Consider the following 22,041-nt stretch of genomic DNA (forward strand, 5'->3'; position numbering starts at 1 on the left):
TTGGCCAGTGCGAGCAGCCATTGCTGTTTAATAATTGAGTTTCGCCAGCCAAGCTGCTAGAATCGTGACAATTGGTGGTACGGAAATCGCAGTAGTAGCTGTAGGATTATGTGCTTAGCACCAAAGGAGTTGTTGTATGTCGAAGGCATTAACCGACCTGTTTGCCGAAATAACCAACAATCTAGCCGATGAACGTGATTCATTGAATGCACTTGATGGGGTTGGCGATGGCGATGCTGGCGATAATATGGTCAGCAATTTTGAAACAATCACCAAGACGCTCCGCCAAAATGAAGGCCAAGGCTCGGTTGATCAGGCTTTACGCGCTGCTAGCCATGCCTTGCGCACCTCGGGCAAAGGCCCAACCGCGCCAATGTATGCCAACGGTTTGGACCAAGCTGCCAACGATCTCCAAGGCAAGACCTCGTTTGGGGTCAACGATATTATGAAATTGCTTGGCGGTTTGTTGGGCGGGGTGCAAAATACGCCTGGGGTCAAGCAACAAGGCGAGGGCGGGATTCTCGACGGCCTCGTGCCTGGCGTGACCACCTTTATGCAATCGCGCAACAACGGCAAATCGACGCTCGAAGCGCTGATGGATGGCTACAAAGCCTCACAACGTGGCGCATATGGCACGAGCCAGCAAGGTTCAGGCTTTGGTCTATTTGGCAATAATGACACATCTGGCAAGGTCGATCCCGGCGCTGCTGGCGCTAGCTCGTTGCTTGGCAGCTTGCTGCAAACCTTGCTTGCCAATGGTCTCAGCGCAGGCCGCGGCGAGCCATCCAAAACCAGTGGTTTTGAAGAGTTGTTTGGTGGCGGCCAACAACAGCAACAACCACCCCAAGGCGGCGGTGGCTACGGCGATCCACTTGGTGGGCTTGGTGGCTTAGGCGATTTGTTCGGCCAATTGTTTGGCGGCGGTGGCGGCATGTTTGGCGGCCAGCCCCAACAACAGCAACAACGCCCAAGCAGCGGTGGCGACGATCCTAAGCCACGCTTGCGCGACCAAGAAGTGATTTAATCGCAGTGCGGCGCATGAATTTGGTTCATGCGCCGCAGCTTTTTTAGGCCGCCGAATGGCCTAATTCGCTGTGCTCACCATGTTCGGCCATGGTTGCTGCTGCATCGCGGTCGCGGATGAAGAGCGCCACACAGGCCGAAATTAATGCTAAAACTGCCGCTGCCATGAAGGCATATTGGTAGCTTTGGGCATTTTGATTGATGCCCGTGCCACTATGATTGAGCGCCAAAACGCTGCCCAAAATTGCCACGCCCAAGGCTGAGCCAAGTTGTTGTTGCATGTTGAAAATGGCTGAAGCCTGACTAGTCGAAGCATGCGGAATTTGGGCAAATACTGCTGCTTCAATTGGCAAAAACAGATAGGCCATGCCCACGCCAGTGCCAAACATCAAGGCCCGCACCAACCATAAATTGGTTTCTGCATCAATCGTGCTCATCAGTCCGATCATGACGGCAACTCCGAGCACGCCGCCAAAGGTCAAGCGCCGTGGGCCAACTTTGGGGTAGAGCCGCGCCACAAGTTGGCTCGATAATACTACGCCAATCGCTTCGGGCGAGGTCGTCAAGCCCGATTCGAACGCGCTTGCGCCAGCGACATTTTGCAAAAATTGCGGCATCAAAAAGAGAATCCCGGTGAAGGCCGCCGAGCCGAAAATTGCGACCAAATTGCTCACTCGAAACAGCGGAATCGAAAACAGCCGCAGATCAAGCATTGGCTTGGCTTTGGCTAATTCGACAAATACCAAGGCTGCAAGGCTTACAATGCCAATCGCTGCGCTGCTCAGAATAAGAACCGAACCCCAACCTTTGCTTGCGCCTTCGGTCAAGGTGTAGAGCAAGGCTGCAAAGCCAGCGCCTGCCAAAATGAAACCAAGCCAATCGAAGGCCCCAACTTGTTCGCGCTCTGGCGTTTGCAGCCAAAGTGCGCCAAAGATCAACGCTGCCAAGCCAATTGGGCCATTGACGAAAAACACCCAATGCCACGACAAGCGATCGACTAAATAGCCACCCAATACAGGCCCAACCGCTGGTGCAATCACGGTTGGAATAATCAAAATCCGCGAAACTTGAATCCGTTGGTGTGGTGGAAAGGTACGAAAAAGCATCGTCGTGCCAACCGGCATGAGTGCCCCAGCAGCGATGCCTTGGGCGGCACGGGTCAGCATCAATTGCTCAATATTTTGAGCCAAACCACATGCCATCGAAGCCAAGGTAAATAGGCCAAGCGAGGTCAAAAAGACCCATTTTGTGTCCCAGCGGTCGCTTAGCCAGCCTGAAGCAGGTATCACAACCGCAAGACAAATTAAGTAGATCACAACGATTGCATTGATTGCGCTGCTACTAGCCCCAAAATCTTGTTGGATGGTCGCGAGGGCTACGTTGATAATCGTGCCATCCATAATGCTCATAAACAATGCCGCCACGAAGACGACACAAACTGCAATTTTTTGATCGATCACGATCCGCTTCATGAAAACCTCGTGCTTGCATGCTAACAGATTGCTGGCTAGTAGCTGCTGAAACCTAGCCATCGCTCTATTGTACTCATTGATGGAGCTTGAAAAAATGGAAAAATTTTGGTCCTAACATATCATTTTTTTGTGCTTTGTTCGCGATAGCGACGCGGCGAAATGCCAAGCTCTTGCTTGAAAAACTTGCTGAAATGGAAGGGATCGTGAAAGCCGAGGTTGTGGGCAAGCTGTTGAATTGGCAGGCTGGTGAATTGCAGATAGCGCTGGGCTTCGAGCAAAACCCGTTTGAGAATGAGGCGTTTGGGTGGTTGGCCACTATATTGGCTACTAATTTGGGCCAATTGCGTTTTGCTCAGATTAAGCTGGGTTGCATAATAGTGAATGTCGTGGTGTTGCTGAAATGCCTGCTCAAGCAAGCCCAAAAATTGGCGATAGATAGCATAATTTGGCTGCTGTGGCTGGTCGTGGGCTGCTTGATTGAGGCGCTGGCTTTGCCAAAGCAAGGTTAATAATAAATGGCGCAGGCTGTGATATTTGGCTGCACAATCTTCGCGTTGATATTCTTGGGCCAATAAATCAAATAAACTATCGATTATGTGGCTATCGGGAGCGCTCAGTTGCAGCCCACCATTGGCCTGAAACAGCGGTTGCTGCTCATGGGCTTGGGGTTGCAAAAATGCTTGATCATAACGCAGATAATAGCCATTCAGCTGATCAGCTTGCTCGAACACATGCACCTGGCCTTGGGCAACCAAGGCTAAAGTGTGGGCTTGCAAGCGATACGATTGTTGATCAACTTGATGGCGACCAGCGCCAGCCTTGATCCAAAGCAGCTCGTGAAAGCTATGTCGATGGGGCAAATTAACCACATTTGGCAGTTGCTGTGGCTCAAGTTTGGCGATGAAAATCGGTGCCCAAGCACTATGTTCAAGTGGAATCTGCTCAATCTGATATTTATTTGACATAATTTATTGAATGGCTACCACGACTAAAGTGATGTCGTCGTGAGGCTGAATGTTGTGGCTGTAGCTGCGAATTGCCGCCAGAATTGCTTGCACAAACTCCTGCGGGTGGTTACTGGGCAGGGTTTTGACCAAATTGAGCAGATTTTCAAAGCCCCACATTTCGCCTTTGGCATTTTGGGCCTCGACCACGCCGTCGGTGTAGAACACCAACAGATCGCCAGTTTGCAGACTAATCGTTTCTTGAACATGCGGCATTTGCGGCCCCATGCCAAGCGGCAAACTACCCTGAATTTCCAAAAACTCGACCGTTTGCTGGCGACGACGCAAGGGAGCTAATTGGCCTGCATTGGCTAAAAGCATGCTGCTGGTTTGCGGGTTGAACAAGGCTACTTGCAGGGCCACAAAGTTGTTAGTTTGGCGCTTGGTACGCAGCCAACGATCAAGCTCGCTGAGCACGGCGGCTGGCTCAGCGTGATCATAAATCTCCGATTGCAACACGCCCAGCGTAATCCCCATCAACATTGCAGCACTGACGCTCTTGCCCGTCACATCGCCAACGCTGATGCACAAACGCCCGTCGGCGGTTAAATCGTAGCTCAGCAAATCGCCGCCAACTTCGTGCGCGGGAAAACAACCGCCAGCAATTGCTAAACCATTGATTTCGGGCGCTTGATCGGGCAATAAGCCTTCTTGAATCATCCGTGCGAGGCGTAATTCTTCCGAGAGGGCGGCATTTTTGCGTAGCGCTTGGCGACCTTTTTCTAAATCGTTCAAGATCCGTTCGGCGGTATAAAATATGGCGGTGGTGCTGGCAGAGAGCAACGAACCCAAAATAATCCAAAAAATAATGAAGTTGAGCCGCTCGGGTGCTGGAATGAAAAACAGGCCAAAAATCACTGCATAGATGATGCTTGCAATCAGTCCGCCAATAAAAACGGCCAGTGACCAAGCCCGAATTGGCGACCAGCTGCGACGTTGAGCAATTGGTATAGTCCAGCGCAAGAGGAAAAAGACCAGCGACGGCGCGGCAATGCTAATCGAATAGCTTGAGCCAAAAGTTATTAGCACATTTTCGAGCTTTACGCCAGAGGTAGCAACTGGAATCAGAATAATAAAGCCCAAAATGGTTGAGAGCAGCATCGACCAGCGCAGCAGGCGGCGAAAGGGCATTGGTGTGTAGGTATAGCTGGTTCTGGCGGCTTGCATGAGTTCCTCGGGCCAATGAAGCTTCAATGGAGCAAAATTGTTGGTTGCATTATACGGCACAATCCTATGCTATTATAGGCTATCTAGCTATGAGATCGTTCTCAAGTACCGACTAGAGCAGCAAAAATTATATAGCACTGTAGCAGCAGCTTTAGTCTGGATACCCTTCTTGCATTTACGCCTGTGTATTGAGACCGATTCCAATGAAGTGAATCATGGAGGCAGCAATGAGCGCTGACCACAGCCGTACCGTGATTGGTATTCGTTCGACGAGGAGCTTTTGGGCGCGAGGATTGTTCGTGCTTTGGCTGATTATTGCTTTAGGATGTCAACAAGCAATCGTGCCTGCAACCTCACAAATCCATGCCCAACCCCCGCAAACTGTTGGAAATTTACTCCAAAATGGTGATTTTAGTGCTGGGCTTGCCCCATGGTGGGCCACGAATACCGTTACTGCTGATGCTGCGAGTGGCGCATTAGTTGCGACGATCACCAACGCTGGCAGTAACCCATGGGATGCAATTGTTGGCCAAAATGGGCTTAATTTGCAAGCTGGCCAAACCTACACCGTCACCTTTCGCATTCGGGCCGCAAGCACTGGCACGGCGGTGCTCAAACTGCAAAAAGAAGCTTCCCCCTACACCAATTATTTTAGCCAAGATGTTGCCCTAACCACCAGCGATCAAACCCATCAATTTGTGTTTACATCGGGTTTTGATGATGCTGGGGCTGCTTTTCAATTTCAGATGGGCGGCCAAGGCAATAATGTGCTGACGATTGACGATGTGCAGGTACTTGGCGAAACTGGGCCTGCCGAGCCATCGAGCAATTTGGTGCAAAATGGCAATTTTGTTGGTGGGATTGAGCCATGGTGGACAAGCGGCGATCTCAGCATTGATACCGCTGATGGTGCGTGTTTGACGATTAATACTGCTGGTAGCAATCCTTGGGATGTGCAGCTTGGTCAACATACTATTGCGTTACAAGCTGGCGCGAGCTATCAACTAAAATTCGCCGCTAAATCGACAACGCCCGTAACCTTGCCAGTGCGTTTGCAACAAAATGGCGAGCCATATACTGGCTATTTTGCGGCTGATCCCGGGCTGAATGCAGCTTGGACTGAATTTGTATTCACCTTTACGTCGGCCTATAGCGATGCAGCTTCGTTGTTGTTCCAAATTGGTGGCTTAGGCACGCCGACGATCTGCTTCAATCATGTGAGTTTAGAAATGTTAGAAACTGGAATTCGGGTTAATCAAGCCAGCTATTTGCCCACAATGAGCAAAGTTGCCAGCTTGGCGCACCCTGCAACCGAGCCATTGAGCTGGGAATTGCATAATGCTGCTGATACAGTGGTGTTGAGCGGTCAAACTACGGTTTATGGCGAAGAAGCAGCTTCTGCTGAACATGTACACTTGATCGATTTTTCAAGTTTTCAAATTGTTGGCGAAGGCTATTATTTGCAGGTTGGCAGCGAACAGAGCTATCCTTTTGCAATTGAGGATGGCTTATACTTGCGGCTGAAATACGATGCCTTGGCCTATTTCTACCATAACCGCAGCGGGATTGCGATTACCATGCCCTATGCTGGTGATGAACAATGGACGCGGCCTGCTGGCCACATTGGCGTTGCGCCAAATCAAGGCGATCTTGCGGTGACATGTTTTGCTGGCACTGACAACCAAGGCCAGACATGGCCCGGCTGTGATTATGAACTTGATGTTTCCAAAGGTTGGTACGATGCTGGCGACCATGGCAAATATGTGGTTAACAGTGGCATTTCGGTGTGGACGTTGCTGAATCAATATGAACGGGCGCAACAACGCGGTGCTGAAAGCCTTGCCCAATTTGCCGATGGCAGCATGAATATTCCCGAAAATAACAATGGTGTGCCCGATTTATTGGATGAAGTGCGCTGGAATATGGAATTTATGCTGGGAATGCAAATTCCTACGACTGCGCCAGTTTCCAAAACTGGGATGGTGCATCATAAAGTCCATGATGCCCAATGGACGGGCTTGCCAATGGCTCCCCATGACGATCCACAAATGCGCTATTTGTATCCACCAAGTACCGCTGCAACCTTAAATTTGGCAGCGACGGCGGCTCAATGTTCACGCATTTGGCGTGGGATTGATGAGGCGTTTGCTGACCGTTGTTTGGTTGCTGCCGAACGCGCTTGGCAAGCAGCAGTAGCCTATCCCAACGAATTTGCCAGCGATCACTTCGCTGGTGGTGGTGGCTATGGCGATCGAACGTTGAACGATGAATGGTATTGGGCCGCCGCCGAATTGTATGTAACAACTGGTTCGGCAACCTATCGCGAAGCGATTGAAGAATCGCCATATTATTTGAAGCTCGATATTGGTGGCGGTAGCGCTATGAACTGGGGCAGCGTCGCCAGCCTTGGCACCTTGTCGTTGGCCTTGGTTCCAAATCATTTGAGTAGTGCTGATCGCCAAACTGCTCGCGCGGCAGTGATTGCGGCAGCTGATCAATTTGTGGCAGCGCAACAAGCAAGTGGTTATGGCATTCCCTACAATCCGGGCAGCCAATATCCATGGGGTTCTAACTCATCGATTTTGAACAATATGATTGTGATTGGTTTGGCTGGTGATTTTACTGGCGAAACCAGCTATGCCGATGCAATTAGCCAAGGCATGGATTATTTGCTGGGCCGCAACCCGCTCAACCGCTCGTATATTTCGGGCTATGGCTCGGTTTCCTTGACCAACCCGCACCATCGTTTTTGGGCTAAGCAAATCAATCCAGAGTATCCTGGTACGCCGCCTGGTGTGGTAGCTGGTGGCCCAAATTCAGGCATTGAAGACCCGTATGCCCAAGCAGAATTAACTGGTTGTGCGGCCTTGAAATGCTATGTTGACCATATTGATTCGTGGTCTACCAATGAAGTGACGATTAACTGGAACTCGCCGCTGGCGTGGGTTGCAGCCTATCTTGATGATTATGCAACTGGCTCGGTGCAATATTTGCCCTTGATTACGAAATAAGGGTATCCCCTCGCCCCAGCCCCTCTCCCGCACGCGGGAGAGGGGCTTTTTATTTGGATATTGCGGCATTAGTTATGGGTGAGGAACAGTTAATCGCGCTGGGCGACGATGAAGATTTGGGTTTCAGGGGTCGCGCCGTGATGTGGCACATAGTGTTGCAGGCGGGTTTCTAAAATTTGAAAGCCAGCTTTGGTGATAACTGCTTCGAGTTGGGCTTGGGGATAGGCCGTAACAAAGACTGGCTGATCGCCGATGACGATTTGAATATAATCGAAATCGCCTTCGACCATTGAGAGCACAAGCAAACCAGCGGGCTTCAACCAATGGTGAAATTGCTGCAAGGCATGCTCAATATCGTGGCGACGCAGCATCAGCAGGGCAAAAAACGAGACCACCGCATCAAATGAGTTGGGATCGAAATTAACCTGATTCACGCTATCGAGCACATATTGGCCGTTGGGTACATTTTGGCGCGCCAAATTGAGCATGGCGGCGGAAATTTCGAGGCAGGTCACTTCATGGCCTGCTTTGGCCAAGGTTTGGGCTGTTGGAATGCCCGTGCCGCAGCCAGAATCAAGCACCTTTGAGTTTGGCTCCAATAAATCGGCCAGCCATTGGCTGAGATCTTGTTGATCTTGGTTATTGCCAAACATCAGCTCATAATCGGCCCCAATGGCGTTAAACACGGCAGCTTGTTGTTGAATATCATCAGACCACGGTTGCATAATTCTCTCCTTAAACCAAGCCGGTTGGCGGCGTGTTATCTTCGTGAGGCTTTGGTTGCGGTTGTGAACGCTTCAGAGGCCGGGCAAAAAAGCGATTTAAGAGCGGCGAGCCAAAATTGCCAACTCGCACCACCCATGAGCTTTGAGCATCGGCTGTGATGATAAAACGGCGTTTGAGAATCCCACGGACAATCGCTTGCGCAAGGCGATCAGGATTGGGTTGCGGCTGATTGTTGCCATTTCCATCGCCATTGTTGCTTTGTGTAACTGGCATTGGTACATCACTAGGATAGACCACGCTGCTGGTGATGTTGTAGGCTTTAAGTTCTTGGCGCAGCACTTCCATTAGCCCACGGATGGCAAATTTAGTTGGTGTGTAGGCGCTATACCCAAGCGAGCCAACAAAACCCGCGACCGATGAGACGGCGACGAGCGTTCCAACGCGACGGCTTTGCATATGCGGCACGACGGCGCGAATTGCATGCAAGGTGCCAAAATAATTCAGCTCCATTAAATCGTGAAAAATCTGCTCATCAAGATGCTGAAAAGCTCCCGCTTGGATACTGCCAGCGGCGGCGATCAGCACATCGCATGGCCCAGCGCGTTGAATCAGATCGGCGATGGCTTGACTGACATCGTTGCGCACTCGCACATCGGCGGTGGCGATTTCGATGCGCTGTCCAGCCCGATTGACTAAAGGCTGAAGGCGTTCGGCGGCCTCGACCAAGCGAATGCGATTGCGCGCGATCAACGAAACCGACGCTCCGCGCGCCAACATTCGTTGGGCGGTGGCAAAGCCAAGGCCGCTGGAGCCACCAGTGATGATCACATGTTTATTTAGGAGACGCACGATCAAATTCCTCAAACAGGTTGATTGGCGCTTGCAAGCCGTTTGATCACCACTAAGGTGAGGTCATCGAAGGCTGGTAAATCGCCAGTATGAGCCGCAAGGCGGCTACTGATAGCGTGTAGCATGGTTGCTGCATCAGCATGGGCGGTCTGATGAATCGTCTCCATCAGCCGTGGCACGCCCCACTCATCCATTGTACTATCAACTGCCTCGGTTACGCCATCGGTATAACAGACTAAAACATCGCCTAATTCAATCGTTGTTTCAGCTTCGCCCAAGACTGCATCGTCAATTACGCCTAAAGCAATGCCTGGCGTGCGTAATTGTTCAATCTGACCAGTTGCCGCCCGATAGAGCAAGGGTGGATTGTGGCCAGCGCAGGTATAGCGCAAGCGCCCAGTTACTGGATTGATAATGCCATAAAACAGGGTCACAAACATATACGACTGGCTATCACGCATAATCCAGCGGTTGGCGCGCTCAATTGCTTGCGATGGCGGCGATCCATCAAGCGCCGCACCGCGCACCAGCGAGCGCGAAAGTGCCATAAATAAGGCAGCAGGTACGCCTTTATCCGAGACATCAGCAATCACAAAGCCCATTTCACCTGCCGATGGCCCACTGCGAAACTGCCAGAAATCGTAGAAATCGCCGCCAACTTGGCGCGCCAAATTCCAATGTGCGCCGCTATCCCAGCCCTCAAGTTGGGGTAGGCGGGCTGGCAACAAACTCATTTGAATTTCGCGAGCGACGCTAATTTCTTGTTCGATATGTTGGCGGGCGGCTTCGATTTGGGCAAATAAGGCGCTTTCGATCGCCGCAGCAGCTTGGCCAGCAATCCCTGCGGCAATCGTTACTTGGCGCGGTAACCAGGTTTCATCGGTGCCACATTGCTCAAGCAGCAGCACGCCAAGGGTTGCGCCGCGCGAGTTGAGCGGTTGGGCCAACACTGCGCCATAACTGGTATAGGGAACTAAGCCTGCGCTCGAAAGTTGTTCAAGATCAACCAACTCGGCTGCAAATGATTCGCCTTCGGAGCGCATCCGTACGAGCCATGGCACTTGTTCATCGGTCGCGCTGGCACCAATCGATTGGCGTTGTTCGTTGGTCAAGCCCCAGCCTTCGGCCAAAATCCAGCGGTTGCTTTCACGTTGCCAAAGCAGACATAACGCACGTTCGCAGCCAACCAATAAGGCTGGCAGGCGCACGCTGAGATAGAGCATTTCGCTAATCTCGCTGACCCAAGCAAAATTTTCTGCCGATTGCAATAGCGCATTCAGCACCCATGCTTCTTCTTGTTGCGATTGAAAGACCGAGGCGCTATCGATTGCGATGGCAATTTGATCGGCGAGGGTTTGCACAACGAAGAAATCATTTTCATCGAAAGCCCCGTAGCGTTCGCTTTGCACATCCAAAACGCCAAGCAATTGCTGGCCAACCCGCATCGGCACTGCCAATTCCGAGGCAATGCCTGGTTGGTCGGGCAAAAAGCGTGGTTCTTCGCGCACATCATTAACCAACATTGGCTCGCCACTGACCGCAACATGGCCGACAATTCCCAGTCCAAGCGGCAAGCGTTTGCCTTGGCGTTGCCAAAATGGGCTATCGCTGGCAGTGCTAGCACGGAAAAAAAGCTGTTGATGCAATTGATCGAAGGTAAATAAATGCACTTGTGAATAGCCGAAGCTTACGCGAATCCGATGCACAACCGAGGGCAACAAACGATCCAAATCGAGAATCGCGGTTACTTGACGGCTTACCTCGCCAATTGTGGCCAGTTGGGCGGCGCGACGGCGCGCTGCCGAATAGGCGCGGGCTTTATCAATCGCCACTGCTGCTTGGTCGGCAATCAGTGAGAGCAAGCGCAAATCGTCGGTATCAAAAGCGCGTGGCTCGCTGCTTTGAATCGAGATCGTGCCTAAAACCTCATCGCCAGTCATCAACGGAATATAAATCCCTGAGCGCGGCGGAAATTCTGCTTGATAGGTTGGCTGAGCAGGCAGGCGATCCATTTCGGTCTCAAAATCTTCGACCAACAACGAACGACCTGTGCGTCGAATCCAACTGACGATCCCGCGATCGTTGGGAATTTCGACCCGCAGCGGTGGCTCGTGATGGCCATCTTGCACCCGCACTTTAAGCTCAAAGAAGCGCCCTTCAAACAAGCCCAAGCGAAAATTGCTGGTATCGACAACCTTGCTGGCCTCACCAAACACCAGTTGACACAGTGAATCAACATCGAGTTCGGCGCGAATAATTGCGCGGCTGATTGCATTAATTTGGCCAAGCTCAGCGACCGTGCGGCGTTGCAAGCCCAATGATCGGCTGGCGCGTTGTACCATCCAAGCGCTGCCAATCAAGCCTGCTGCTGAGATCGCCACCAAATTAAAGGGGAATGATTGCGCCATTTGGGAACCGATGGCAGCCAACGGCAAGGGCAACATTTCAATTGAAAAAATATTGGGCGCGCTCACTTGCCAAGTGCCAAGCGTGATTTGCTTGCCATCCCAGAGCAAAGCGAAGATCAAGCGAGCGCCTTGAACCACCACAATATAGCTCAAGATGAGCAGGCAGAGTTTTGACCACAAACCTAAATCGTCAATAAACGGGAGCGCGAGGGCAAGACCTAAACTCCGTGCGCCACTTTCGAGTGTGCGGCGGGCCAAATCCTCATAGCGCGAGCGGGCCAAACGCCCAAGCCGAATACATAAGCCAGAGGCGGCGGCTAAAACCAAGGTTGTGCTGGGGGTGCTAATTAACGCAACCGCCAACAACACAACGCCTGAGAGGCTAAGCGGCTGGTTGGAGCGATCGCGGACGGCTAAGCCATCGAGCAAGAGCAAGAGTGCGCCTGCAACTGGCAAGGTCGCCGAGTTGAAGGTGGGCAGCCCATACCAAACAATATTGGCGCAGCCCAACAAAAAGAGCATGGCAGCCCAACCAAGGGCCACCATGCGTGGTTTCGAAAGCCGGATTCCACGATCAAAACTGGGTAACATGCACCTTACTCAACCTGGGCTAACGCTGCAAGTGCTTCATCACGCGTGCGGTGAATGGTAAAAATTTGGGTGAAGCCTGTCAGTGCAAAGACTTCGGCGACGGCTGGTTGCAATGAGCATAAGCGCAGTTCGCCGTTGGAGCCTTTCAGCTCGCGGGCCAACAACAGCAAAATGCGCAGGCCGCTGCTGCTCAAAAAGGTTACGCCCGTCAGATCAAGTAAGATGCGTCGTCCGCCAGTTTCGGCGGCTTCATGGACAATCGTGGCTAAGGCTGGTGCTGCCGTGGCATCAATCCGGCCTTGAACTGGCACAACCCGTACATCGTCGGGTAGGCGTGTTCCAACGATTTTACTCATGTGTAACTCGTTTTCACCAGTTTCAGGATTGTAGTTGAATTGCACATCATCCATCATTCTGCCCATCAAATACATACCAAGGCCACCAGCCTCGCGGGTGTCGATTGATGAGGTCAGATCGGGAGGAGGAACAGTTTCAGGATCAAAAGGAACCCCGCGATCGAACAGCCGTACCACAAAACGGCTACCATCGCGTCCGCAGACCAAGCGAACATCACCAGGATGTTCGGCAGTGTAGGCGTGTTGGATAATATTGGTGGCTGCTTCATCAACGGCCAATTCAATTTCCCACGCCGTATGTTCGTTAAGCCCAGCTTCGAGTGCTGCCTGATAGGCAAACTTACACAGGGCACTGAGCGAATCGAGTACCCCTGGCAGTTTAAGTTCAGCGGTTTGCGCCATATCGTCTCACCGAAATTCGTCTAGAAGCTGCCAACAGCTTCCACCAAGTCGTCGTAAATTTGGAACAGTGGCGTGAAGCCAGTCAAGTCGAATACTTCGCGAATCCGTTGGGGCAGATTGGCGATCCGCACATCACCCCGTTCAAGCTCGCTAAATTTCCATTCGCGGGCTTTTTTACGTGCTTCAATCAAGACCCGTAAGCCTGGGCTGCTGATATACTCTAAATTTTCGAGGTCGAGGACAATCCGATGGCGGTTTTCCTCATAAATTTGGTTAATCTTATCGTTCAGCGCATCTTTGGTTTCTGCGGCCAACCGTCCAGAAACGGTGATAACATCAACACGGTTATAGGTTTTATGGCTAATATCCATGCATTCCTCCTGCCACCATTGTAAGCGGGTTACATTTTGGCGAATCTGCGGCATATTATAGCACAGCGATATTAATTTTCTCAGGGAACTTTTGGCCGAGTTTTAACGTTTTGGCTAGGTAACGAATAACTTTTTGGAGGATTCTATGCGCCGCACATTAACGATATTTGCTCTCTTTGCTGCTTTGGCTGGCTGTGGGAGTGCGTCCACGCCAACCGCAATGCCAACCAACGTGCCTACAGTTGATGTTTCGCAACCAGGTGCTGGCTTGGCTGGCTCAAAATGGAATGTCTTGCAGATCAATGGTCAAGCGCTGAAAGGTCAGCAAGCATTGCCATTAAGCTTTGAAATGGATGGCCGCGCTTCCGGCCATAGCGGCTGTAACGGCTACGGTGGCGATGCCAGAATCAATGGCGATCGATTGACGCTTGGCCCATTGATGTCGACCAAGATGGCTTGTGCCGACCCTGAGTTGCAACAACAAGAAACCACGCTCTTCGAAGCCCTCGAAAAAGTAACCAGCTATACGATGGCTGGCGATAAATTGAGTTTGCTCGATGATAGTGGCACGGTTGTGGTCGAATTGGTGAAGCAAGCCTAAACTAGGCATTGAGGCTATAGGCTATAGGCTATTGAATTGTTAGGTTAACCACGATCTGATCCCCTCACCCCCTGACCCCCTCTCCCGCCCGCGAGGCGAGGGGGAACCACAATTCCAGTGCTCCCCTCGCCCGCGTTCAGTGGGAGAGGGGACACGGTTGCCAAGCCAATGTACCAGTACACAGAGAACAGAGAACATAGAACATATGGCGTTGAGGATCGGGGATAAGGGATCAGGCTATGGGAACACTAATCAAGCTAATCTGTGTCATCTGTGGCAAAAAATAGTTATTTGTGCAATTCGTGGAATTTGTGGCTAAAAAAACAGCCTTCGCGTCCTTCGGGGTTTCAGCCCTTCGTGCGCTTCGTGTCCTTCGTGGATCAAAAACGTAACCTTTGCGATCTTCGCGGTTTTAGCCCCTTGACAATTCAATGCTGAACACATATATTGTTATCGAACATTGTTCGATGAAATGCTTGTAGCTGAAATGGAAGCAACGATGGGCAGTAAAGAACGGCGCGAACGGATCAAACAAGCGACCCGCGAGGGGATTTTGAGTGGTGCGCGCCAAATTGCCCAAGCAGATGGTTGGTCGGGCTTGACCATCCGCAAAGTTGCTGAGTTGATCGAATATAGCCCATCAATGGTCTACGAATATTTCGCCAGCAAAGAAGCTATTTTGGAAGCCTTGTTGGAAATTGGCTTTCAACAATTAACCAGTGCCATGCAACAAGCTAGCGCCGCCTATGTCGATCCCTATCAGCGCTTGCAGGCCTTGGCCTTGGCCTATTGGCACTTTGCCCAAGCCAATCCCGACTTGTATCAAGTGATGCATGGCATGGATGGCGTGACGGTCAACCCTGATTTGCGCAACCAAGCAGCATGGCCAACCTGTTTGCTGGTTGAGCAAGATTTACAAGCTTTATTGATTGACGAGCAGGTTACAAGCCCCAATTTACGTGAAGATAGCGAAATTCTCTGGGCAACCTTGCATGGCATCGTCAGCTTAGCACTAAGCCAACGCCTCAGCCAAGCAGCACAGATCGAAGCCCGCATCCAACGCACAACCCAAGCCTTGTTACAGGGCTTATTAATGACCACCACATAAATTTTTTTATTCCATATAGAACGTTGTTCGATTATTGAATCTTGTACAAGGAGTATTGAAATGAGTTCATTGCATGTTGTTTTTGGCACTGGCCCAGCTGGGAGTAGCCTCGCCGAAGAACTTTTAGGCCAAGGCAAGCAGGTACGCTGTGTGAATCGCAGTGGCAAGGCCAATCTGCCAGCAGCAGTTGAGGTTGTGGCTGGCGATTTGTTGAATCAATCCCAAATCAATGAATTGTGCCAAGGCGCGAATGTTGTTTATCACTGCGCTAACGTTCATTATGCTGAACAGACCAAAATTATGCCTCAGTTTCAGCAAACAATTATGCAGGCAACTGCGGCGGTGGGTGCACGCTTGGTCGTGCTCGACACGCTCTATGTCTATGGTTCGAGCCAAGGCCGCCCATTGACTGAAGTCACACCGTTTGCGCCGCATACTCGCAAAGGCCGCATGCGCGCTGCATTGGTCGAAACTTATTTAGCGGCGCATCGGGCTGGCACGCTGGAGGTAGCGATTGGCCGCGCTGCCGATTTCTTTGGCCCACGGGTTTTAAATTCGACCTTGGGCGATCGGGTTTTTCCAATGTTGTTGCAACATAAGCCAGCCCAATTGTTGGGCAACATCGATTTGCCACATAGTTTTAGCTATATTGGCGATGTGGCGCGCGGCTTGGCGTTGTTGGGCCAGCATCCAGCTGCTGTGGGCCAAGCATGGCATTTGCCAGTTGCTCCGCCATTAACTCAACGGGCGATGTTGCAAACCATTGGCGAATTGCTGGGCTACCCCGTGCGCAGCATTGCGCTCCCCAAAATGGCGATTCGGGCCTTTGGCCTGATGGATTCGTTTATGCGCGAGTTTGTTGAGATGTTTTATCAATATACCGAGCCACAAATTGTCGATGCTCAAGCGATTGAGCGTGAGCTTGGCTTGGCGGCTACGCCGTTGGAGCAAGCGTTGCAAGCAACTATCGCTTGGTATCGCGGCCACCAAACTACGCAAAAAGCCGCTGCCTAAAGCTGGCAACGGCTGAGGATTCAATTATTTGGGCTGCGCTGATCGATTCAGATTAGCGTAGCTTTGATCTATTGGTTGCTTTTCCATTCGCCAGCCACGTTGCGCCGAAATTGATCGGCGGGCGTGAGGTCGTGGCCTTGCAAATAGTGGCCGAACCAATCGAGAATATATTCGATCCGCGCGATGCGATGCAATGGCTCGCCGCTGCGCGAAAGTTCGTGGCCTTCGCGGGGAAAGCGCACAAAGCGCACAGGCTTGTCGAGCACCTTGAGCGCGGTATACAGTTGCTCTGCTTGCTCAACTGGGCAACGATGATCTTCATCGGAATGCAAAATTAACAATGGGGTGTTAATTGAATTGACATAACGAATTGGTGAGCGTTCCATAAATTTGTCGATATTGGCCCATGGCTGGCCGCCAAATTCATCTTCGCCGAAATATGGCCCAATATCCGATGTGCCGAAGAAACTCATCAAATTGGAGATACAGCGCTGGGTATTGGCGGCGGCAAAACGGTCGCTATGGCTGATGATCCAGTTGGTCATGTAGCCGCCATACGAGCCACCGAGCACACCCATGCGTTTGCTGTCGATCCAATCCCACGTTTCAGCCAAATCGGCGGCAGCCATGAGATCGCGATAATCATCGCCGCCAAAATCTTGGCGTACCAAGGCGCGGAAGCGTTGACCATAGCCCGTGCCACCGCGCGGGTTGGTGTAAATCACGCCATAACCAGCCGCCGCCAGCACTTGAAATTCGTGCATAAAATTGTGGCCGTAGGCGCTGTGCGGCCCACCATGAATGTAGAGCAATGATGGATATTGCTGGCCTTCAGTGAAGCCAACCGGCTTCATTGCCCAACCTTCGATCTCCAAACCATCAAAACTGTTGTAGGTAAAACGTTCTGGCTCGATCGTTTGCATGCTGGCCAGCAAGCTGGCATTTGGGTCGTAGAGCACATTAATGCTGCCATCTGCATCGCCCATATACAAGCATTCGAGTTGGGTTGCGGTGCCTGCGGTAAAGGCGGTGCGCTTGTTGAGCGATTGGCTGTAGCCTGAAATGCTGGGATTATCCTCTGGCGTGAGTTCGTGCATTGTGCCGTCGCTGTAGCGATAGGCGCGGGTGCGGGCTGCGCGGGTTGCCAAACAATAAATGCCATTATCGCGCCAATAAGGCCGATAGGGAAAACGCCCAATCCGTGAATCGCTGATAATGCTATTTTCTAGCCCATGCTCAAAGCCAACGCTGAGCAAACGGGCATCGCCGCCAGATCGACTAACACACCACAAGGCCTCGTTTGAAGCATTGCCAAGCTGTTGATCGTGGCCGATGTAGGCGATTTGGCTGCCATCAGGCGACCACGTTGGGTGATAAACCGGCCCAAGTGCGTTGGTCAAGCAGCGCGATGTGCCAGTATCAACATTTAAAAGATACATATCAGCTTGGCGGGTGTGCTCTAATTCTGCCCGCGAAACCGTGATAAAAGCCAACTCGCTGCCATCGGGCGACCAAGCCGGATCGGCGTGATCAAAGGCTTGGTCGGTAATTTGGTGCGGCGCTTGGTCAAGCTCCACCAGCCAAATTTGGGCATATTCTGGCTGCAAATAGCCCACGCCATCAAATTTAAATGGCAAGCGCTCGATAATTTTTTCGTCGCGCAAGCTCTCGACATGGGCTTGATCTTTGGCTTTAGCTCCGCGAGAGATGAAGGTTAAGGCTTGGCTATCGGGCCGCCAGTTGATTTCGGCTACGCCATAGCCAAGGCTGGTAAGTTGCTGGGCCTCGCCACCACGAGCCAAATCAAGCACAAATAATTGGGCCACGCCTGCATCGCGGGTTGAAATAAAGGCCAATTTGCTGCCATCAGGCGACCAGCGCGGCGAGCTATCGCGGCCTGAAACGCTGAAGGTCATGCGTTGCGGCGTGCCGCCATCGGCCTGAATTAGCATAATTGCCGAGCGATAATCGGGCTTGCGCGGGCCAATTTTGCCTGCTGTTTCTTCGATCCAAGTTTCAACAAACGCAATCTGCTCGCCATTGGGCGCAATTTGGGCATCGGAGATAAAACGTAGCTCCAACAGACTGGTGGCCTGCCAGGTTTGCAACTCTGCCATGGGTGGTTCCTATTCTCTATATGCAATGATTCGTTAATCTGCAATCCCTCACCTCCTAACCCGCCCAGCGAGCAAGGAGGAACCATTTCAGCATGAATATTGGAACTCCCCTCGCCCGCGTTCAGTGGGAGAGGGGCTGGGGGTGAGGGGACAAATTACAGTTATATGCAATTCTGCGCATAGTAGCATAGAACGATTAACTCTTTAACCAGCCTTTGGAAGCATTCAGCATGCGAAATGACTTATTTTAGTCATTGAATAATAGTTAGGAAAAAATTAAAATGGCAGTATATGGATTCTTTGATCGAAGGAGGTTGCTTGATTCATGCGACGAGGAGTTCATAACATTTCGGCTATCGACGTTGATTAGTACACGAGGATGTGCATGAATACACAACATTTGCCTAATCGCTCAAGACGATTACCATGGCTCGCAGGAACCCTGCTTACCTTTCTAACCACGAGTTTGTTCTTTTCTCCCACGCAACCTGTTGCCAACGCTGATCAAGCTGGGCTTGGCAGCTACACCACCAACTTGCCAGCAGGCGCGAAAGTTCCCGATGATTTTAATGGCAATCCGGTTTCGCCCAAGCGCACTGCCAACGTCACTGGCGCAATGCCCACCAACGACTGGTGGAGTTCGCTCGCCTGGCAGCGCTTCCCTGGCAATCCCTATTCGGAAAATATGACGGCCTTGCCATTGATTGTCAAAGCCAAATCTGCTGGCTTGGGCGTAACGTTCCCCACGATTCCCGCAATTTCAACCGGCTCGCCCAACTACATTGGCGAATTTCACTATAACGCTTCCGAAGACCTGAACCTTGGTTTGGTGGGCTTGAACTCGCCTGATGCCAAAGTTGACGGCTACTCGGATTGGACGGTCACGGCCTATTGGAATGGTGGCGGCACGCTGCGCGCAACCTTCGGCCATGGCATGCCCTTTGTTTACCTGACCAAGAGCGGTGGCGATGCCTTGATTGGCGCGGCTGCTCCGCCAAGCGTCTGGACTGGCGCTGGCACGAATGCGCTTGGCATCACGGTTAATGGCCATCACTATGGTATTTTTGCCCCAACTGGCGCTACCTGGAGCCAATCGGGGAATAATTTCCAATCCAATTTGGCAGGCAAAGATTATTATTCGGTGGCGGTGCTGCCTGATAATAGCGTGGCAACCTTTAATTTCTTCAAGTCACGCGCCTATGCGTTTGTAACCAATACTACTGCCAGCTGGAGCTACGACCAAGCGACGGCTAGCTTGAACACAACTTTTGCTGCAACTACGGTTGCCAAAGAAGGCTCGAATACCAACACCGTGTTGGGCTTGTATCGCCACCACGCGATCAACTCATCGACGGCGTTGACCAACTACAGCTACGCCACGGCCCGCGGCCAAATCCGCTTGCGCGATGGTAACTCGTTTACCACCTCGATGCGCTTCAATGGCGTGCTGCCAGCTTTGCCAGATGCAGGCGATTACAACCGCACCACGCTCAACAATCACTTGAATGATGTTGCTAACGAAGCTAGCCACTTTGGCGGTGCTGATACCTATTACACTGGTAAGGCGTTGCTGCGTTTGGCAAATTTGATTCCAATTGCTGAACAATTGGGCAATACCAATGCTCGCAATTCGTTGATTACCGCCGTGCGCAACCGTTTGCAAGAATGGTTCACCGCCAGCGCCAACGACACCAACGGCCAGTTCTACTACAACAGCAACTGGGGCACGGTCATCGGCTATCCAGCTTCATTCGGCTCGGATACCGAATTGAACGACCACCACTTCCACTACGGCTACTACATCTACGCTGCGGCAATCTTGGCCCAATACGATCCAAACTGGGCACTCGATAGCAACTGGGGTTCGATGGTCAAGCTGTTGATCAATGATGCTGCCAACATCAGCACCGCCAACGATCCACGCTTCCCCCGCTTGCGCACCTTCGACATCTACGAAGGCCACTCATGGGCTTCGGGTCACGCTGGTTTTGGTGCAGGCAACAACCACGAATCATCATCAGAAGCGATGATGTTCAACAGCGCCGTGCTGTTGTGGGGCGCAAACACTGGCAACACCCAATTGCGCGACCTTGGGATCTTCATGTATACCCATGAAACCCACGCCATCGAGCAATATTGGTTCAATGTTGATAACGCTGTCTTCCCTGCTGGCTTCACCGCCAACAACAATCACCCAGCCGTCGGTATGGTTTGGGGCGATGGTGGCAGCTATGCAACCTGGTTCAGCGCCAACCCAGAAATGATCCACGGCATCAACTTCTTGCCATTCCACGGTGGTTCGTTGTACTTAGGCCGCAATCCAGCCTACGTCAACAAAAACTACAGCCAAATGCGCAACAACATTGGTGGCGCAGAACGCTATTGGCTCGATATTATTTGGCAATTCCAAGCTTTTGGTGATGCTGCAACTGCTGCAACCAAGTTCGATACCGTTCCCTTCACGCCAGAAGAAGGCGAAACCAAAGCCCACACCTACCACTGGATTCGCAACTTGAAGCAGTTGGGTTCGATCGATACCTCGATCACCGCCAACACGCCAACCTATGCGGTGTTCAACAAAAATGGTGTCCGCACCTATGTTGCCTGGAATCCAACTGGTAGCCCATTGAGCGTTACCTTCTCGAATGGTGTGGTCTTGAATAGCATTCCAGCGCGCAGCATGGCTCGCAGCACTGGCACAACTCCACCACCAACGGCAACTCCGGTCAACCCGAATCCGACCGCCACGCCAGTCAACCCAACGGCAACGCCGGTCAACCCAACCGCGACTCCTGTTCAACCAACGGCCACGCCAGTTGCAGGCTGTTCAGCAGTCAGCTTGGATGCCAATGCCTACTATCGCGTAACTGCTCGCCACAGTGGCAAAGCCTTGGATGTCGATGCAGTTTCGACCGCTGATGGTGCGAACGTGCATCAATGGGGCTATGTTGGCGGAGCCAACCAACAATGGCGCTTCGAAGCCATTGGCAGCAACTACTTCAAAGTAACCGCTCGCCACAGTGGCAAGGCGCTTGATGTGGCAGGCGGCACAACCGCAACTGGCAACGGAGTCAACATCCATCAATGGCCATATGGCAACACCACCAACCAACAATGGTGTTTGCGCGATGTTGGCAGTGGCTACTATGCGATTATTGCCCGCCACAGTGGCAAGGCGCTTGATGTTGCTGATGCTTCAACCGCCGATGGTGGCAACGTCCACCAATGGGAATATGTCGGCGCGACCAACCAACAATGGCAACTGACCAAGATCGATGCTGGTGGCAGTGGTAACACTCTGCACGTGATCGATGGCGCTGCCCAAAATGTGGCTGGTACCTTGAGCTTGAGCGCAGGCGCTGGAGCCAACAGCGACAGCATTCCATCAGCTGGCGGAGCCAACTACGATGGCATACCAACCAACGCGCTGGTCTACACCATCTCAGGCTTGACCCGCAGCTACAACAGCCAAGCCACCCAATTCAAGTTGTTCGTCGATTCCAACACCGCCGTGGGCAATGGGGTGCAAGCCCGCATCTCCTACGATTGGACTGGCGACGGCAGCTATGATCGTACCGAAACCTACAACTACTTCCCAACCGATCCGGTGGCAGGTTTCGAGCAATACAGCCAAAGTTCTGGCCTCAAGAGCAGCAGCGGAGCTTGGGCCAACTTGAGCAATGGTCGGGTACGGATTGAAATTTGGAACGCGATTGGCAATGGTTCGGCGAGCGTTCGCACCAGCGCCACCAGCGCCCAAGGCCAACAATCGACGATTACGTTGCCATTCAACTAGAATTCAATAGTTTTTGGTTACAAAC

At 51.9% G+C, this 22,041-nt stretch carries 15 protein-coding genes; 6 read left to right on the top strand and 9 right to left on the bottom strand.

The window, feature by feature from the left end; genetic code table 11:
• The first annotated feature begins 136 nt into the window (after positions 1 to 136).
• Positions 137 to 1,024: a DAK2 domain-containing protein gene (locus JOD20_RS19610; RefSeq protein WP_204756897.1), complete on the top strand. Its 888-nt coding sequence runs from the start codon at positions 137 to 139 to the stop codon at positions 1,022 to 1,024.
• A 43-nt stretch (positions 1,025 to 1,067) separates the two neighbouring features.
• Here the strand turns inward: JOD20_RS19610 and JOD20_RS19615 are convergent, their stop codons facing one another.
• The 3 genes from JOD20_RS19615 to JOD20_RS19625 form a co-directional block, all read right to left on the bottom strand.
• Entirely contained in the window at positions 1,068 to 2,495 is a 1,428-nt protein-coding gene (locus JOD20_RS19615) for an MDR family MFS transporter (RefSeq protein ID WP_204756898.1), read from the bottom strand.
• A 119-nt stretch (positions 2,496 to 2,614) separates the two neighbouring features.
• Positions 2,615 to 3,460, bottom strand: a complete 846-nt coding sequence (locus JOD20_RS19620; protein WP_204756899.1) for an AraC family transcriptional regulator — start codon at positions 3,458 to 3,460, stop codon at positions 2,615 to 2,617.
• A gap of 3 nt (positions 3,461 to 3,463) precedes the next feature.
• Positions 3,464 to 4,666, bottom strand: coding sequence for a PP2C family protein-serine/threonine phosphatase (locus JOD20_RS19625; protein WP_204756900.1), 1,203 nt, complete (start codon positions 4,664 to 4,666; stop codon positions 3,464 to 3,466).
• Positions 4,667 to 4,893: 227 nt separating this feature from the next.
• Between JOD20_RS19625 and JOD20_RS19630 the strand changes: the two genes are divergently transcribed.
• A complete protein-coding gene (locus JOD20_RS19630) occupies positions 4,894 to 7,677 on the top strand; it encodes a glycoside hydrolase family 9 protein (protein WP_204756901.1) in 2,784 nt (927 codons plus the stop codon).
• Positions 7,678 to 7,766: 89 nt separating this feature from the next.
• Here JOD20_RS19630 and JOD20_RS19635 read toward each other — a convergent pair whose 3' ends face one another.
• Genes JOD20_RS19635 through JOD20_RS19655 form a run of 5 tightly spaced genes read right to left on the bottom strand, consistent with a single transcriptional unit; the run spans position 7,767 to position 13,380 of the window.
• Complete coding sequence (locus tag JOD20_RS19635) at positions 7,767 to 8,402, bottom strand: class I SAM-dependent methyltransferase (protein ID WP_204756902.1); 636 nt, start codon at positions 8,400 to 8,402, stop codon at positions 7,767 to 7,769.
• A 10-nt stretch (positions 8,403 to 8,412) separates the two neighbouring features.
• Positions 8,413 to 9,252, bottom strand: coding sequence for an SDR family NAD(P)-dependent oxidoreductase (locus JOD20_RS19640; RefSeq protein ID WP_204756903.1), 840 nt, complete (start codon positions 9,250 to 9,252; stop codon positions 8,413 to 8,415).
• 11 nt (positions 9,253 to 9,263) lie between these two features.
• Entirely contained in the window at positions 9,264 to 12,251 is a 2,988-nt protein-coding gene (locus JOD20_RS19645) for a GAF domain-containing SpoIIE family protein phosphatase (RefSeq protein WP_204756904.1), read from the bottom strand.
• Positions 12,252 to 12,256: 5 nt separating this feature from the next.
• On the bottom strand, positions 12,257 to 13,009 hold the full coding sequence (locus JOD20_RS19650; RefSeq protein WP_054534400.1) for an anti-sigma factor antagonist: 753 nt from the start codon (positions 13,007 to 13,009) through the stop codon (positions 12,257 to 12,259).
• 20 nt (positions 13,010 to 13,029) lie between these two features.
• Entirely contained in the window at positions 13,030 to 13,380 is a 351-nt protein-coding gene (locus JOD20_RS19655) for an STAS domain-containing protein (RefSeq protein WP_054534399.1), read from the bottom strand.
• A gap of 145 nt (positions 13,381 to 13,525) precedes the next feature.
• Here JOD20_RS19655 and JOD20_RS19660 point away from each other — a divergent pair, with 145 nt between their 5' ends.
• From JOD20_RS19660 to JOD20_RS19670, 3 genes are all read left to right on the top strand, one after another.
• On the top strand, positions 13,526 to 13,981 hold the full coding sequence (locus JOD20_RS19660) for an META domain-containing protein (protein WP_204756905.1): 456 nt from the start codon (positions 13,526 to 13,528) through the stop codon (positions 13,979 to 13,981).
• Between the two features lie 499 nt (positions 13,982 to 14,480).
• On the top strand, positions 14,481 to 15,089 hold the full coding sequence (locus JOD20_RS19665) for a TetR/AcrR family transcriptional regulator (protein ID WP_204756906.1): 609 nt from the start codon (positions 14,481 to 14,483) through the stop codon (positions 15,087 to 15,089).
• Positions 15,090 to 15,149: 60 nt separating this feature from the next.
• A complete protein-coding gene (locus tag JOD20_RS19670; protein ID WP_204756907.1) occupies positions 15,150 to 16,103 on the top strand; it encodes an NAD-dependent epimerase/dehydratase family protein in 954 nt (317 codons plus the stop codon).
• Between the two features lie 68 nt (positions 16,104 to 16,171).
• On the opposite strand, the gene JOD20_RS19675 is transcribed toward JOD20_RS19670, so the two are convergent.
• Complete coding sequence (locus JOD20_RS19675) at positions 16,172 to 18,220, bottom strand: S9 family peptidase (RefSeq protein ID WP_204756908.1); 2,049 nt, start codon at positions 18,218 to 18,220, stop codon at positions 16,172 to 16,174.
• 385 nt (positions 18,221 to 18,605) lie between these two features.
• Between JOD20_RS19675 and JOD20_RS19680 the strand changes: the two genes are divergently transcribed.
• A complete protein-coding gene (locus tag JOD20_RS19680) occupies positions 18,606 to 22,016 on the top strand; it encodes a glycosyl hydrolase (protein ID WP_204756909.1) in 3,411 nt (1,136 codons plus the stop codon).
• The last annotated feature ends 25 nt before the right edge of the window (positions 22,017 to 22,041 follow it).

The sequence above is a fragment of the Herpetosiphon giganteus genome (genome assembly GCF_016907925.1).
Taxonomy (GTDB): Bacteria; Chloroflexota; Chloroflexia; order Chloroflexales; family Herpetosiphonaceae; genus Herpetosiphon; species Herpetosiphon giganteus.